12 protein-coding genes and 1 tRNA gene are annotated in these 14620 nt (G+C 36.2%); 11 read left to right on the plus strand and 2 right to left on the minus strand.

Annotation, left to right across the window (positions count from 1 at the left end):
* Positions 1 to 31 precede the first annotated feature (31 nt).
* Positions 32 to 1357, plus strand: coding sequence for a UDP-N-acetylmuramoyl-tripeptide--D-alanyl-D-alanine ligase (locus GQN54_RS08140; RefSeq protein WP_160633032.1), 1326 nt, complete (start codon positions 32 to 34; stop codon positions 1355 to 1357).
* 58 nt (positions 1358 to 1415) lie between these two features.
* Here GQN54_RS08140 and GQN54_RS08145 read toward each other — a convergent pair whose 3' ends face one another.
* On the minus strand, positions 1416 to 2555 hold the full coding sequence (locus tag GQN54_RS08145; protein WP_160633033.1) for an acyl-CoA dehydrogenase: 1140 nt from the start codon (positions 2553 to 2555) through the stop codon (positions 1416 to 1418).
* Positions 2556 to 2635: 80 nt separating this feature from the next.
* Here GQN54_RS08145 and GQN54_RS08150 point away from each other — a divergent pair, with 80 nt between their 5' ends.
* The 9 genes from GQN54_RS08150 (at position 2636) to GQN54_RS08190 (ending at position 10359) form a co-directional block, all read left to right on the plus strand.
* Positions 2636 to 3700: an anhydro-N-acetylmuramic acid kinase gene (locus GQN54_RS08150; RefSeq protein ID WP_160633034.1), complete on the plus strand. Its 1065-nt coding sequence runs from the start codon at positions 2636 to 2638 to the stop codon at positions 3698 to 3700.
* A 65-nt stretch (positions 3701 to 3765) separates the two neighbouring features.
* Entirely contained in the window at positions 3766 to 4995 is a 1230-nt protein-coding gene (locus GQN54_RS08155) for a Glu/Leu/Phe/Val dehydrogenase dimerization domain-containing protein (RefSeq protein ID WP_160633035.1), read from the plus strand.
* Position 4996: 1 nt separating this feature from the next.
* Entirely contained in the window at positions 4997 to 6373 is a 1377-nt protein-coding gene (gene nhaD / locus GQN54_RS08160) for a sodium:proton antiporter NhaD (RefSeq protein WP_160633036.1), read from the plus strand.
* A 127-nt stretch (positions 6374 to 6500) separates the two neighbouring features.
* Positions 6501 to 7208, plus strand: a complete 708-nt coding sequence (locus GQN54_RS08165; protein ID WP_160633037.1) for a MotA/TolQ/ExbB proton channel family protein — start codon at positions 6501 to 6503, stop codon at positions 7206 to 7208.
* Positions 7208 to 7600, plus strand: coding sequence for an ExbD/TolR family protein (locus GQN54_RS08170; RefSeq protein ID WP_160633038.1), 393 nt, complete (start codon positions 7208 to 7210; stop codon positions 7598 to 7600). The genes GQN54_RS08165 and GQN54_RS08170 overlap by 1 nt, the downstream gene beginning before the upstream one ends.
* A 35-nt stretch (positions 7601 to 7635) precedes the next feature.
* A complete protein-coding gene (locus tag GQN54_RS08175) occupies positions 7636 to 8385 on the plus strand; it encodes an energy transducer TonB family protein (protein ID WP_207554859.1) in 750 nt (249 codons plus the stop codon).
* Positions 8385 to 9605, plus strand: coding sequence for a bifunctional folylpolyglutamate synthase/dihydrofolate synthase (locus GQN54_RS08180; RefSeq protein WP_160633040.1), 1221 nt, complete (start codon positions 8385 to 8387; stop codon positions 9603 to 9605). The genes GQN54_RS08175 and GQN54_RS08180 overlap by 1 nt, the downstream gene beginning before the upstream one ends.
* Positions 9606 to 9688: 83 nt before the next feature.
* Positions 9689 to 9763 (plus strand) — tRNA-Val (locus tag GQN54_RS08185).
* A gap of 404 nt (positions 9764 to 10167) precedes the next feature.
* The gene (locus tag GQN54_RS08190; protein ID WP_160633041.1) at positions 10168 to 10359 is read left to right on the plus strand and encodes a CsbD family protein; all 192 of its coding nucleotides are present in this window, start codon (positions 10168 to 10170) and stop codon (positions 10357 to 10359) included.
* 54 nt (positions 10360 to 10413) lie between these two features.
* Here the strand turns inward: GQN54_RS08190 and GQN54_RS08195 are convergent, their stop codons facing one another.
* The gene (locus tag GQN54_RS08195) at positions 10414 to 12063 is read right to left on the minus strand and encodes a T9SS type B sorting domain-containing protein (protein WP_160633042.1); all 1650 of its coding nucleotides are present in this window, start codon (positions 12061 to 12063) and stop codon (positions 10414 to 10416) included.
* Between the two features lie 451 nt (positions 12064 to 12514).
* On the opposite strand from GQN54_RS08195, the gene GQN54_RS08200 reads away from it, so the two are divergent.
* Positions 12515 to 14560 (plus strand): M13 family metallopeptidase, encoded by a 2046-nt coding sequence (locus tag GQN54_RS08200; protein WP_160633043.1) that lies wholly within the window; start codon positions 12515 to 12517, stop codon positions 14558 to 14560.
* Positions 14561 to 14620: the final 60 nt, after the last annotated feature.

Consider the following 14620-nt stretch of genomic DNA (forward strand, 5'->3'; position numbering starts at 1 on the left):
CAATATTGAGAGGGCTTTTTTTTTGACTATTATGAACATAACCGATCTATATCAAATATTTAAGGAATCAGGAAAAGTCTCTACCGACAGTAGAAAAATAGAAAAGGGGAGTATATTCTTCGCCTTAAAAGGTGAAAACTTCAATGGCAATCAATACGCTAAAGTGGCAATTGAGAAAGGTGCTTCCTACGTCGTTATCGATGAATTAGTTAACGACATCCCCTTAGAGAAAATGTTCAAAGTAGATAATGTTTTATCTTCTCTCCAACAACTTGCACATTACCATCGAAAAACATTGAACATCCCGATTATTGGAATTACAGGTTCCAATGGAAAAACTACGACAAAAGAATTATTAGCCGCGGTGCTAAATAAAAAATACAATACTTTTTTTACCAAAGGAAATCTAAACAATCATATAGGCGTTCCCCTATCTTTACTTTCAATCACGAAAGCACATGAAATGGCTATTATTGAAATGGGAGCCAACCATTTGGGAGAAATAGCTGATTTATGCGAAATATCTCAACCTAATTTTGGTCTAATTACAAATATTGGAAAGGCTCACCTTGAAGGTTTTGGAGGAGTCAAGGGCATTATTAAAGGAAAAGGAGAACTATACGATTTCATAAAAAACACCAATGGACAATTGTTTATCAACGCAGACTCACCGACTTTATGTCAAATGGCAAAGGAACGCCAACTAATTGGGATTACATATGGACAGCATGCTCAAGCACATCTTGAAGGAAGTCTTGAGTCAAGTAATCCTTTCATTACTTTTATTTGGAACTGGTCTTTTAATGGAGAAGCTACTAAATCAGAAAAACCGATTACAAGTCAATTGTTCGGCAGTTATAACTATGATAATATGTTAGCTGCAGTTTGTGTTGGAAACTATTTTAAAGTTAATGAGCAAGACATAAACAATGCCCTTTCTGACTATCAGTCAGAAATGAATCGATCGCAAATTCTTGAAAAAGAAAGCAACACCATATACTTAGATGCCTATAATGCCAACCCAACAAGCATGCAAGCTGCGATTCTGTCATTCAACCAACTGGTATTAAAGAAGTCTAAACTTGCAATTATTGGCGATATGTTTGAATTGGGAAAGGATAGCTCTGACGAACATTTGGCAATACTGGAGCTTTTAAAAAACATCACTTTAAAGTCCGTCATCCTCATCGGGTCTAATTTTTATGCTCATAAATTAAGCTATCCCGAATTTCACTTTTACGAATCTAGAATGGACTTAGAAAAGGATAAAACTTTACTTGAAATAGAGAAGTCAGCTATTCTAATTAAGGGAAGTCGTGGAGTTGCTTTAGAAAAACTTTTGGACCATATCTCATAAATAAGGTCGCTTTCAAAATTTTGAAAGCGACCTTATCAATTAATTACTTACCGAAATATTATCTCAATATAGATCGAGAAATCACAATCTTTTGAACCTCCGTAGTTCCTTCGTAAATCTGAGTGATTTTTGCATCTCTCATTAATCTTTCTACGTGGTATTCTTTCACAAATCCGTAACCTCCGTGTACCTGAACTGCCTCTGTAGCTACATCCATAGCTGTTTTGGAAGCAAAAACTTTTGCCATAGCACTTTCTTTGTCAAAGTTCAAGCCTTGATCCTTTAACCAAGCAGCTTTTAAACAAAGTAACCTTGAGGCTTCAACTGTAGTCGCCATATCTGCCAATTTAAAAGCTATAGCTTGATGTTGGCTAATAGGCTTACCAAACGCAGCTCTTTCTTTTGAATAGGCAATGGCAAGTTCCATTGCACCAGAAGCTATTCCTAATGCTTGAGAAGCAATACCGATTCGACCACCAGATAATACTTTCATTGCAAATGAAAATCCGAAACCATCTTCTCCAATTCTATTCTCTTTAGGAACTTTTACATCAGTAAACATAAGAGTATGTGTATCGGAAGCTCGAATTCCCATCTTATTCTCTTTTGCTCCGACTGTAAATCCTTCCCACTCTTTATCAACTATAAAAGCATTAATTCCTTTATGGCCTTTCTCAACATCTGTCTGTGCAATAACGATGTAATAAGAAGCACTCCCACCATTAGTAATCCAGTTTTTAGTACCATTTAATAAATAATAGTCTCCTTTATCTATTGCAGTAGTTCTTTGAGATGTTGCATCAGATCCCGCTTCGGGCTCTGATAAACAAAACGCTCCTATCTTCTCCCCTGTCGCTAAAGGTCTTAAATATTTTTGCTTTTGCTCTTCCGTTCCATATTTCTCAATTCCCCAACATACTAGAGAGTTGTTAACAGACATCACTACTGAAGTAGAAGCATCAACTTTGGATATTTCTTCCATTGCTAAAACGTATGAAATAGTATCCATTCCACCGCCTCCGTATTTAGGATCTACCATCATTCCCATAAAACCAAGCTCTCCTAATTGCTTAATTTCTTCTGTTGGAAATTGTTGTTTTTCATCTCGCTCGATTACTCCTGGTTTTAACACATTCTGTGCAAAATCTCTTGCAGCATCTCTAACTGCAATATGTTCTTCTGATAATTGAAAATCCATACTTATAAAATGTAATTTTAACTCTGTTTATTTGGAAAGGATACAAAAATAATGCTTTCCAATCTTTATTACAATTTAATATGGGTAATGTTTATCATGCAATAGGAATAATGTCAGGAACTTCTCTCGATGGGCTTGATATAGCCTTATCTACATACACTTACAATACTGACCATCAATGGAAGTACCACATTTTAAAAACGAAAACAGTCCCTTACGACGCTCAATTAAAACAACAACTTCAAATGGCGACTGAAATGTCGGGTTTAGAATTAAAATTACTTGAAAACCATTGGTCGATATTTGTAGCACATCACATTAATCTTTTTGTAAAAGAATCTCAAGTTTCACCTGATTTAATTGGAAATCACGGTCACACTATTTTTCATCAAATAGACAAAAAACTCACCTACCAAATTGCAAACAACTCGCTTATCGCCACTCACACCAACATTACCACCATCGGCGACTTTAGGTCGGCAGATGTAGCTCTTGGTGGACAGGGAGCCCCACTTGTACCTATTGGAGATCATCTTCTCTTTAATCATTATGACTGCTGCATTAACCTAGGGGGCATCGCCAATATTTCATATCAAAATAAAGATAAGTCGATTGCATTTGATTGTTGTCCGTTCAACATACCGCTCAACTTAATTGCAAATTCAATCGGTTTAGATTTTGATTCAGGAGGAGAAATAGCAGCAACTGGAGTAGTACATCGACCGCTTTTAGAGCGATTAAAAGCGATTTCATTTTTTTATCAATCCCCTCCAAAATCTCTTGGAATCGAATGGATAAGAAATCACTTTTTACCAATAATCGATGAGTTTAAAATTTCTAACCAAGACATTTTGGCCACATTAGTAGAATTATATGCAGATATAATAAGTAGGATTCTACTTCAAAATAACTTAAAACAAATTTTGATAACTGGAGGAGGTGCCCACCACAAACATTTCATTGAATTGCTAGAGCAAAAGACGAATTTAAAAATCTTTAAAATAGACAAGGAAACAATAGACTTTAAAGAAGCGATTATTTTTGGATTTTTAGGAGTATTGAGATGGCGCAAAGAAAACAACACATTACCCTCGGTAACAGGAGCTTCTAGAGCACATTGTTCAGGTGGAGTATATTTGCCCTAATATATAACTTTATTTCCCTCCTTAAAAGATAGTTTTTATACATTTGCTCCAAAATTTAATGATCGATGCAAGAATTACTGAAAAAATACGAGAACAAGCAGCCAGAAATCGTTTTTGAATGGAAAGATTCTGAAACTGAGGCAGAAGGATGGGTAGTAATCAACTCTTTACGAGGAGGTGCCGCAGGTGGTGGTACTCGTATGAGGGTAGGCTTAGACAAGCACGAAGTGACTTCTTTAGCTAAAACCATGGAAGTTAAGTTTACAGTTTCCGGACCTGCAATAGGGGGAGCAAAATCAGGAATTAATTTCGATCCAAACGACCCTAGAAAAAAAGGTGTACTTGAGCGATGGTATAAGGCAGTAGCTCCTTTATTAAAAAATTATTACGGTACTGGTGGTGATTTAAATGTTGACGAAATTCATGAAGTTATTCCCATCACAGAGGCAAATGGAGTTTGGCATCCTCAGGAAGGAGTATTCAACGGCCATTATCAGCCAACCGAAGCTGAGAAAATCAATATTATCGGACAACTTAGAAATGGTGTAATCAAAGTTATTGAAGACAAAAACTATAGTCCAGAAGTAAGCAGAAGATTTGTAATTGCAGATATGATTACAGGGTATGGGGTTGCAGAATCAGTAAAGCACTATTACTCTATTTATCACAATTCTGATTTAAAAGGGAAAAAAGTAATTGTTCAGGGATGGGGAAATGTTGGTGCTGCAGGCGCTTATTATTTGGCTCAACAAGGAGCAAAAGTAGTTGGTATTATTGACCGAGTGGGTGGAATAATCAATGAAAATGGTTTTTCTTTCGAAGAAATTAAAGCGTTATTTCTAAAGAAAGATGGTAACTTTCTTAAAGCAGACAATATGCTTTCTTTTGAGGAAGTGAACTCGAAAATATGGGATGTTAAAGCGGATATATTTATCCCTTGTGCAGCTTCAAGATTAATTACCAAAGATCAAGTAGATCGAATGATTGCTGGAGGTATGGAAGTAATTTCATCAGGAGCTAACGTACCATTCGCCGATCAAGAAATCTTCTTTGGACCAATCGCTGAATATACAGACAGTAAAATAAGTATTATTCCTGATTTCATATCCAATTGTGGTATGGCTAGAGTATTTGCCTACTTTATGCAACCTGGTGCACAAATGACTGATGAAGCCATCTTTAGTGACACTTCAAAAGTGATTAAGAAAGCTTTGGTAGAGGCACACTCGAAAGATTCAAACAAAATAGGTATTGCTAAAAATGCCTTTGGTATTGCTTTAAGTAAATTAATTTAAAATGGGATATGAAACGCTAATTGTCATTGTATTCATATTAGGATATACGGCAATCACGATTGAACATAGTTTAAAGATTGACAAACTAGTTCCTGCTCTACTAATGATGGCATTAGCCTGGGCATTTACCGCTTTTGGGATTGACAGTTTTACTGGATGGTTTGATTCTCACTCGCATAAAATGATGGAAGGATTTTCATTATTGAACCACGATGAAAAGCTTCATACGCTAGAGTCCACCTTACTTCATCATTTTGGCAAAACTTGTGAGATTCTAATTTTCTTGATTGGAGCAATGACAATAGTTGAAATTATCGACCATTTTGATGGGTTTTCAACCATCAAAAAATACATTAAAACAGACAGTAAAAGAAAATTACTTTGGATTGTATCGGGTCTAGCCTTTATTCTATCAGCTATTATTGATAACCTTACAGCAACTATTGTATTAATTACCATATTAAGAAAATTAATACCGGATAGTGAAACTAGAATATGGTACGCTGGGCTAATTGTACTTGCTGCTAACGCAGGTGGGGCTTGGTCTCCAATTGGGGATGTAACTACCACAATGCTTTGGATGGGACAACGGGTTTCCACTGTTAAATTGATTGAATATTTAATTATGCCTTCCTTCCTTTGTATGGCGATTCCGCTAATTATTGCTAGCTTTTTACCAGTTTTTAAAGGAACATTCCAAATGCCCGAGGAAGATGGGGAGCAAAATAAAATGGGGCCGACAATGTTATATCTAGGTTTAATTATGATTGTTTTTGTTCCTATCTTCAAAACCATAACTCACCTTCCCCCATATGTTGGTATGATGCTCTCATTAGGGGTAGTTGCATTTATAGCTGAATTAATTAGTAATCGCCAGTTTAGCATGACTAGTGTAACTAATCAAGAAGAGTTGGACCACACAGATGTACACCATGTAAAGAGTCCAACATTAAAGGCATTGGCAAAAATTGAATTGCCCTCTATCTTATTTTTCTTGGGTATATTAATGACGGTTGCTTCACTGGAATCGTTAGGCTTAATCTTCCAATTTGGTCAAGATGTTCAAGCTGTAATGGACAACAAGTACTTTGTTCTGCTACTTGGGGTAGGTTCAGCTATAATCGACAATGTGCCATTGGTTGCTGCGAGTATGGGAATGTTTGACATGAATACTTTTGTGATGGATGACCACATTTGGCATTTTATCGCTTATGCCGCTGGCACAGGAGGGTCTATGTTAATCATTGGATCTGCTGCAGGTGTGGTTGCTATGGGAATGGAAAAAATTTCATTCTTCTGGTATCTGAAAAATATTACTTGGCTAGCATTGATAGGATACATTATCGGAGCCGTCTTTTTTATTTTACTTTACCATTAATCAATAAAAGATTCCACAATAAAAGCTAACATTTGACTGTTTACAACTAGTCAGGTGTTAGCTTTTTCTATTCTTGTAGAACACTAATTTAGCTTATACAAAACATAACTTTTAAAATTGACATTCAATGTTACTGCAAATCAATATGACAGGCGATACAGGTTCAGCAATAGCTGACAATGCTGCGGTTACTCCTACCGAGGAAACACTTTCAATTATGAGTTTGATTACCTCAGGCGGTGTCGGTGGAATAATTATTATGTCAACTCTATTCATTCTTTCTATTTTAACTATTTATATTTTCGTTGAACGCTACCTTAGCATTACTAAAGCAGCCAAGGAGGATGAAAATTTCATGAATCAGATAAAAGACTTTATCCATGATGGCAAAATAGATGCGGCAAAAGCTTTGTGTAAAAGCACCTCCTCTCCCATTGCTAGAATGATTGAAAAAGGGGTAAATAGAATTGGAAAACCACTGGGTGATATTGCAGCAGCAATTGAAAACACGGGAAAACTAGAACTTTATAAACTAGAGACCAACTTAGCTTCATTGGCTACAATATCAGGTGCCGCGCCAATGATTGGCTTCTTAGGAACAGTAATCGGTATGGTATTGGCCTTTCACGAAATGGCTGCTGCGGGTGGAAATATTGATGTAGCTATGCTAGCAGAGGGAATCTATACTGCCATGGTTACTACAATTGCAGGTCTTGTTGTTGGTATTGTTGCTTATATCGGATACAACACATTAGTCGCTAAAGTTGAAAAGGTTGTTTTTAGAATGGAAGCAAGAACAACTGAGTTTCTTGACATCTTAAATGAACCAGCATAATGGCAATTCGATCCAGAAATAAAGTAAGTGCAAATTTCAACATGTCTTCAATGACAGACATCGTCTTTCTATTGTTGATTTTCTTTATGTTAACTTCTACATTAGTAAGTCCCAATGCACTTAAACTTTTATTACCAAGTAGCTCCAGCAAAACATTAGCGAAGCAAACAGTGTCTATATCAATCACAAAAGAACTGGAGTATTACATTAATGAAGACCCTGTTCAGTTTGAATTCATTGAGCCCATGCTAATCAAAACGCTTTCTGGCGATGTTGATGGATCTATTATTTTGCATGTAGATAAAACTATTGCAGTTGAAGAGGCCGTTAAAATTATGGACATTGCAAATAGAAATAAATTCAAACTAGTACTTGCTACAAACCCAAACTAATGCAAATACTTGAGTCAAAAAACAAAAGAATTGGAATGGCAGCTACGGTAATCTTACATGTAGTGATGTTAATTCTATTTATCTTTTTTGGGATGACTCATATGATTCCACCACCTGAGGAAGAAGGGATTACTATAAACTTTGGCACCTCAGATGTAGGAATGGGTGATGAACAGCCAGTAGAAGAAACGTCTACATCTACTCCTGAAGAAATGATTGACAACACCCCTGAAGAGGTACCTAATGAAGTCATTGCGGATCAAGAAATCCTAACAACGACCGACGATGCTCCTGCTGTAGACACCAAGAAGAAAAAAGAAGAACCAAAAGAAGTAAAGGAGCCTGTAAAAGAGGAACCGAAGCCCGATAAGAACTTAACGGATGCGTTAAGCAATTGGAAAAATAATAAAAACACCAACTCAGGAGAAGGTGACACCGATCAAAAAGGTGATCAAGGAGCTAATGATGGAGACCCCAATAGTGGAAACCGTGTAGGAGGTGGACAAGGAAATGGCATTTCATTTAACTTGTCGGGTCGAAGTATGTTGGGCGCTCCAAGAATTTCAGACAACTCTCAGGAAGAGGGAAAAGTAGTCGTTGATATTATTGTAGACAATACAGGAAAAGTTGTAAGAGCAACCCCTGGCGCTAGAGGATCTACAACGACTAGTTCTATTTTATACGAAAAAGCTCAAAAAGCTGCTTTGGCTACAAAATTTAATGCCAACCCCAATGCTGCTCAAGAGCAAAAGGGACAAATGACCTTTATATTCATATTGAATTAATGGATTACCAACAAACAATTGACTATTTATTTAGTCAGTTACCCATGTTTCAACGAGTGGGAAACACCGCATTCAAGAAAGATTTATCCAACACCATTGCCATTGCAAAAGTACTCAACCATCCTGAACGAAAATTCAAATCGATTCATGTTGGAGGTACTAATGGAAAAGGATCTGTTTCTCATAGTTTAGCTTCCGTATTACAAGAGCAAGGCTATAAAGTAGGCTTATATACCTCACCACACTTAGTAGACTTTAGAGAACGTATTCGGATTAATGGCCAAATGATTTCGGAACAATACATCATTGATTTTGTGGGGAATCATCAGCAAAACTTTGAGGAAATAAAGCCATCATTTTTTGAATGGACCGTTGGTCTGGCATTTGATTATTTCGCAAACTCAAAAGTAGATTTTGCTATTATTGAAGTGGGATTAGGTGGCAGATTAGATTCAACAAATATTATCTTGCCAATCCTTTCGGTGATTACCAACATCAGCTATGACCATCAAAACTTATTGGGAAACACTTTAAAAGAAATTGCCGGTGAAAAAGCAGGTATTATTAAGCCTAATATTCCTGTTGTGATTGGAGAAGGCTCAGGAATGGAAGCCCTTTTTAAGCAAAAAGCTACTGAAGTCGGCGCACCTATTTACTTTGCTGAAGATACCGAACATCCCCTTCTAGATTTTGACTTAAAAGGAAACTATCAGAAAGCTAATTTGCGTACCATAGCTTGTGCGTGCACAATACTGAAGAAAAGGATAGCACTAACTGACGAAAGTATTGAAAACGGACTTCAAAAGGTAACTGTAAATACTGGCTTAAGGGGCCGATGGGAAACCTTGTCGAAGTCACCTCTGACTATTTGTGATACTGGCCACAATGAAGCAGGCATTCGATTTATCACTGAACAATTGAATGAACTCTCGTATTCGAAGTTGCATTTTGTGATTACGATGGTCAATGATAAAGACATTAGTAAGATAATTGAGCTTTTGCCACAAGATGCACACTACTATATTTCGGAAGCAAAGATCCCAAGAGCACTTGCAAAAGAGAAATTAGCTGAAGCAATGAAAAAAAATGGATTGGATAGCAATCTTTTTTCTTCTATTGCAGAAGCCATTAAAAGTGCGCAAAACGCAGCGAATGAAAACGATGTAATTTTTATTGGCGGTAGCACATTTACGGTAGCAGAAGCCATTGAATATTTTTAAACTTTTTTTCATTTTTTGTTTGTAGAATTAAAAGCTTGTTGTATATTTGCAACCGCTTAACAAAAAAGCAACCCCTTACACAAGGGCGATTAGCTCAGTTGGTTCAGAGCACCTGCCTTACAAGCAGGGGGTCACTGGTTCGAATCCAGTATCGCCCACAAAAGAGACTCTCTTGATTTTCAAGAGAGTTTTTTTATGCATTCTATTTTTCATTCTTTATTATTTATTGGTATTTAGATTCCATTTTTAATGGAGTGTTCAAATGGTTCGTCCCGATAGCTATCGGGACCAGTATCGCCCACAAAATTAAAGCCGCTTCAAAACTGAAACGGTATTTTACGTTCTGAATTTATGAAGTATCAAAAAGATTGTAAGTATAGCACACCTTACTTCGGTAATAAAATCCACCTTTTGCTGCAACACCTCCTCACAATAGCCTCCCACTCCAATCTAACAAAACGAACAACCGACTAACTAATAAACACTTAAGCTAAAAGTAATTATTTTGGAACACTTATAGCACCTACACAGTCAAAACAATACAAACTTAAAAATTACTATTATGAGTGCGACAAGCGATAAACTAAAAGGAAACTGGAATCAATTCAAGGGAAAATTAAAGCAAGAATATGCTGACTTAACTGACGATGATTTACAGTACGAGGAAGGTCAAGAAGATGAATTGATCGGTAGAATTCAAGAGAAAACAGGAAAAGCCAAAGAAGAAATTAAAAGTTTCATTGACAAACTGTAATTCTCTAAAAAGAGATAGCCGCTTCTAATAATTTAGAAGCGGCTATTTATGCTTTTATCTCAATAAAGTTAGCGTACCTTTTCGATTAAACTTTCCAGTAATAATATAGACGTATGTTCCAGTTTGAACCTTTTCACCTTTATACTCTCCATTCCATTTGAAATAGCAATCATTGGATTCGAAAATCAATTCTCCCCAACGATTAAAAATGGAAACATGAAGCTCAAAAGGAGCAGATACATTTAATTCAAAAAAATCATTTACATAATCGCCATTAGGAGTAAATACATTAGGAACAAACAAATCATCTGTACTTTCTAAAATTGCCACTAATTGAGTCGATTCAGACTCACAGCCTTTCTCTCCAACAACTTTTAAGGTAACCGTATAGACACCCGGTAAATACGTGTGCGTAGGATTTATATCTGTTGAACTTGAACCATCTCCAAAATCCCAAAAATAGCTAACCCCAGACGGATCTTTAGCTTGAAATGAAACCGTTTTAAAGTCACCAATAGACGAACGCCAATCAAAAGTAGCACTCACTTTCACCACCTGAACGATTACATTTACTGTTGTATCGCAACCTGAGGCACTTGACTTTACATATTGAAAATCTACATTAGAAGAATAACTAACCCCATTAATCATTACTGACTCTCCTTGACATAAGGTATAACTCTCATTCATAATAATGGATGGAGAAAAATTCAAGGTAGTTACATGAATACTATCACACCCATCAGTAGTCTGCAAGGTATCAATTATTACAGCATCCGCTAAGTAAGTTTGCCCGTTTATCACAACTGACTCTCCATCACACCTTTTAATGATTTCATTAGTTCTAGCAATCGGCGATACATCTAATTGAGTTGTTAATAAGGTATCACAACCATTCGTTACCTTAATAGTATCTTTATAAGAACCCGATACTTTTCTATACATTCCACCTAAAAACACAGAATCTCCCTGACAAATGCTAATTGATTCCGATTTTTGCTTAAGATTATCAACCGTTACATTATACACAACAATACTATCGCACTTATTAAATGCAGGAATCGTATCTCGGTATACTCCAGGCGTCGATATAACTTTTCCATTAATCAATACACTTCCGCCTTGACAAAATGATAGATTCACTGTACTTTGAACATTAAATGGATTAAAGGAATTCCCTCCTGAAAGACAACCATGCGTTACTATAGTCCATCCTTGCACATTTGTGGTATTTGACGAAGGCCATGAATTATGCGATACACCATCTGTACTGGTATATCGTATACAATTATCACTTTTTCTCACTATCTTTTCCTTGTATAAACCTCTTGCTTGTCCGTCTATTTTTGGTGCTACATCAGTACCGAAGCAATTAATCATATCCACAAAAATGGAATTTAAAGGAACTGCAGCTGCCGGACCTAAAGTAATCGCAACTCCATCATTTTCATTAGTCCCAGCAGTTATGCTCGTCAACACAATATCAGGATTGCACCCCATAGATCCAGAAGGATTATTAGCTATTGTTTTAGTTTGATTCGCAAATAAAGTTCCGTTTAATTGAACGGAAGCTTGGAATACAGCATTCCCATTAGTAAAATAATGGAAATAGTAGTTAGATAAGTCTATAGTTTGAGATGTAGGGTTGTATATTTTAACTATGAAACCCGAACCTGAATCCCAATCTACAAATTCGGTTATCATTAAATCATTCAATTGCGCCCTACAGATAAAGCTAAAACAGAGTGCAACTGCAAAAAAGAAACTCTTCAAAACCTTAAAATTAAATTCTTCGCAAAAGTACAACTACTTGCAAAAAACAACTACTTCAAATATTAAGTAAATATTAAAGTTTAAAACCAACTGATTTATAACTTCCTAAAAAAAATCAAAAAAAATACGTAGGTATTTACACATAATCTAAATATTTGTTTTATATTTGAAGTGTAATCAGGAATGATTACGGCCTTTCTAGAGGTTCATAATTCAGTAGTAGTTTTTTAGGGAATGGAAAAAGCGGATCGTAGATTCGCTTTTTCTATTTAAATCAATCTTGATCTGACCTGCCTCCCGTCCACTAAAGCTACCTTTTATCAAAAAAGACGTAGTTTCTAAATGCAAAGGATTAAGTTTGTTTTTCAAATTAACAAATCAGATGAAAAAATTATTATTTATTCTTCCAGCTGCTGCATTATTTGCTTGCCAGCAAGCACCTTCGGAAGCGACAGTTGAAACTCCAACAAAACCAAGTGGGTTTGAATTATCCAACTTAGATACCACAGTTGCGCCATGTGACAATTTTTATCAATACGCTATTGGCGGTTGGTTAAAAAATAATCCTATTCCATCAACCGAAAGCCGTTGGAGTAGTTTTAATGTAGTTACAGAAGGTAACAACACTCGATTACGAGCTATCCTTGAAGAGTATGCTGCAATGACGAATGCAAAAAAAGGAAGCAAGGAACAGCAAATTGGTGACCTTTACAAAAGTGCTATGGACTCCACAAAACAAAATGAATTAGGCGCTCAACCTATTCAACCGATGTTAGAGGAAATTAAAGCACTCACAACAAAAGAAGATTTCCTTAAGCTTTCTGCAGAATATTCTAAAAAGGGTATTGGGTCTATGTTTGGTATGTATGTTGGCCAAGATGACAAAAACAGCTCTGCCTACATCACTCATATTTATCAAAGTGGATTAACACTTCCAGACCGAGATTATTATTTGAAAGATGATGCAAAATCTGTTGAAATAAGAGAGAAATACGTTGAGCATATCGTAAAAATGTTCAGTTTATTAGGAGACGAAGAAGCAGTAGCAAAAAGTAAAGCTGAAACTATTCTAAAGATTGAAACGGATCTTGCAAAAGTATCTATGAGTAGAGTTGAGCGAAGAGACCCTGAGAAAACGTATAATAAGTTTGAATTTAACGAATTCAAATCAAAATTTAAAGGGGTAGATTGGGACACTTACACATCTATTCTCGGCTTAAAAGGTGTGGACCAAATAATTGTTTCTCAACCAGAATTTATTACCAAGGCCATCTCTTACATCAAGAGCTATGGCCTTGACGAGTTAAAAGTTTATCAATCATGGAGTGTTCTTGATAATTTCGCATCTTATTTAGGTGAAGATTTTGATCGACAAAACTTTAGCTTTTTCGCTACTACACTTAGAGGGACTAAAGATATGAAGCCAAGATGGAAAAGGGCTTTAGGTACAGTGAATGGAAGTTTAGGAGAGTTATTAGGTAAAGCATTTGTTGAACGCCACTTCCCTGAAGAAAGCAAAGCTGAAGTAAGCCAGATGGTGGAAAACTTAAGAGCTGCATTTAAAGTTAGAATTGAAAATTTAACTTGGATGGGTGATTCTACGAAAGAAAAAGCATTAGAAAAACTCGCTTCTTTCAATAAAAAAATAGGCTACCCCGATAAGTGGAAAGACTACAGTAGTGTAGAAATTACTGATAATCTCGTTCAGAATATTATCAATGCAAGAATGTTCAGCTATAAGGAAATGACTGACAAACTAGGAAAGCCAGTAGACAAAGATGAATGGTATATGACACCACAAACTGTTAATGCTTACTATAGTTCATCTCAAAATGAGATTGTTTTCCCAGCGGGTATTCTACAACCTCCATTTTATGATAAAGACGCTGATGCAGCTTTAAACTACGGTGGAATTGGTGCAGTAATCGGTCATGAATTTACTCATGGATTTGATGATCAAGGAAGCAAATACGATTCTGAAGGTAACCTTAAAAATTGGTGGACCGATGCTGACAGAGCTGCATTTGACGAGAGAGCAAATAAAGTAGTAGAACAATTCAATGGGTTTGAAGCATTAGACAGCGTATTTGTAAACGGTAAATTAACTTTAGGTGAAAACATCGCAGATCTTGGAGGCCTAATACTAGCTTACCATGCTATGGAGAAATCCTTTGAAGGAAATGGAGTTCCTGAGAAAATTGATGGATTTTCACCTCAACAACGCTTCTTCTTAGGTTGGGCACAAGTATGGCACATGAATATGACAGAGGAAGAATTGAGAAACAGAATTATTACAGATCCTCACTCTCCGGGAGAATACAGAGTAAGAGGTCCTTTGGCTAACTTATCTGAATTTAGTGAAGCATTTGGATGTAATGAAAATAGTCCAATGGTAGCCAAAGATTCTGCAAGAGCAGTTATCTGGTAATTTTCTTGATACTAAAATAGATTATACTCCTTTCCGAAATATCGAAAAGGAGTATTTTTT

The organism is Acidiluteibacter ferrifornacis, from assembly GCF_009909615.1.
In the GTDB taxonomy this organism is placed as follows: domain Bacteria; phylum Bacteroidota; class Bacteroidia; order Flavobacteriales_E; family Vicingaceae; genus Acidiluteibacter; species Acidiluteibacter ferrifornacis.

Excerpts from the sequence above, each read along its gene's own strand:
- GQN54_RS08140 (WP_160633032.1), top strand. The coding sequence starts at position 32 with ATGAACATAACCGATCTATATCAAATATTTAAGGAATCAGGAAAAGTC.
- GQN54_RS08145 (WP_160633033.1), bottom strand. The coding sequence starts at position 2,555 with ATGGATTTTCAATTATCAGAAGAACATATTGCAGTTAGAGATGCTGCA.
- GQN54_RS08150 (WP_160633034.1), top strand. The coding sequence starts at position 2,636 with ATGGGTAATGTTTATCATGCAATAGGAATAATGTCAGGAACTTCTCTC.
- GQN54_RS08155 (WP_160633035.1), top strand. The coding sequence starts at position 3,766 with ATGCAAGAATTACTGAAAAAATACGAGAACAAGCAGCCAGAAATCGTT.
- nhaD (WP_160633036.1), top strand. The coding sequence starts at position 4,997 with ATGGGATATGAAACGCTAATTGTCATTGTATTCATATTAGGATATACG.
- GQN54_RS08165 (WP_160633037.1), top strand. The coding sequence starts at position 6,501 with ATGTTACTGCAAATCAATATGACAGGCGATACAGGTTCAGCAATAGCT.
- GQN54_RS08170 (WP_160633038.1), top strand. The coding sequence starts at position 7,208 with ATGGCAATTCGATCCAGAAATAAAGTAAGTGCAAATTTCAACATGTCT.
- GQN54_RS08175 (WP_207554859.1), top strand. The coding sequence starts at position 7,636 with ATGGCAGCTACGGTAATCTTACATGTAGTGATGTTAATTCTATTTATC.
- GQN54_RS08180 (WP_160633040.1), top strand. The coding sequence starts at position 8,385 with ATGGATTACCAACAAACAATTGACTATTTATTTAGTCAGTTACCCATG.
- GQN54_RS08190 (WP_160633041.1), top strand. The coding sequence starts at position 10,168 with ATGAGTGCGACAAGCGATAAACTAAAAGGAAACTGGAATCAATTCAAG.
- GQN54_RS08195 (WP_160633042.1), bottom strand. The coding sequence starts at position 12,063 with ATGATAACCGAATTTGTAGATTGGGATTCAGGTTCGGGTTTCATAGTT.
- GQN54_RS08200 (WP_160633043.1), top strand. The coding sequence starts at position 12,515 with ATGAAAAAATTATTATTTATTCTTCCAGCTGCTGCATTATTTGCTTGC.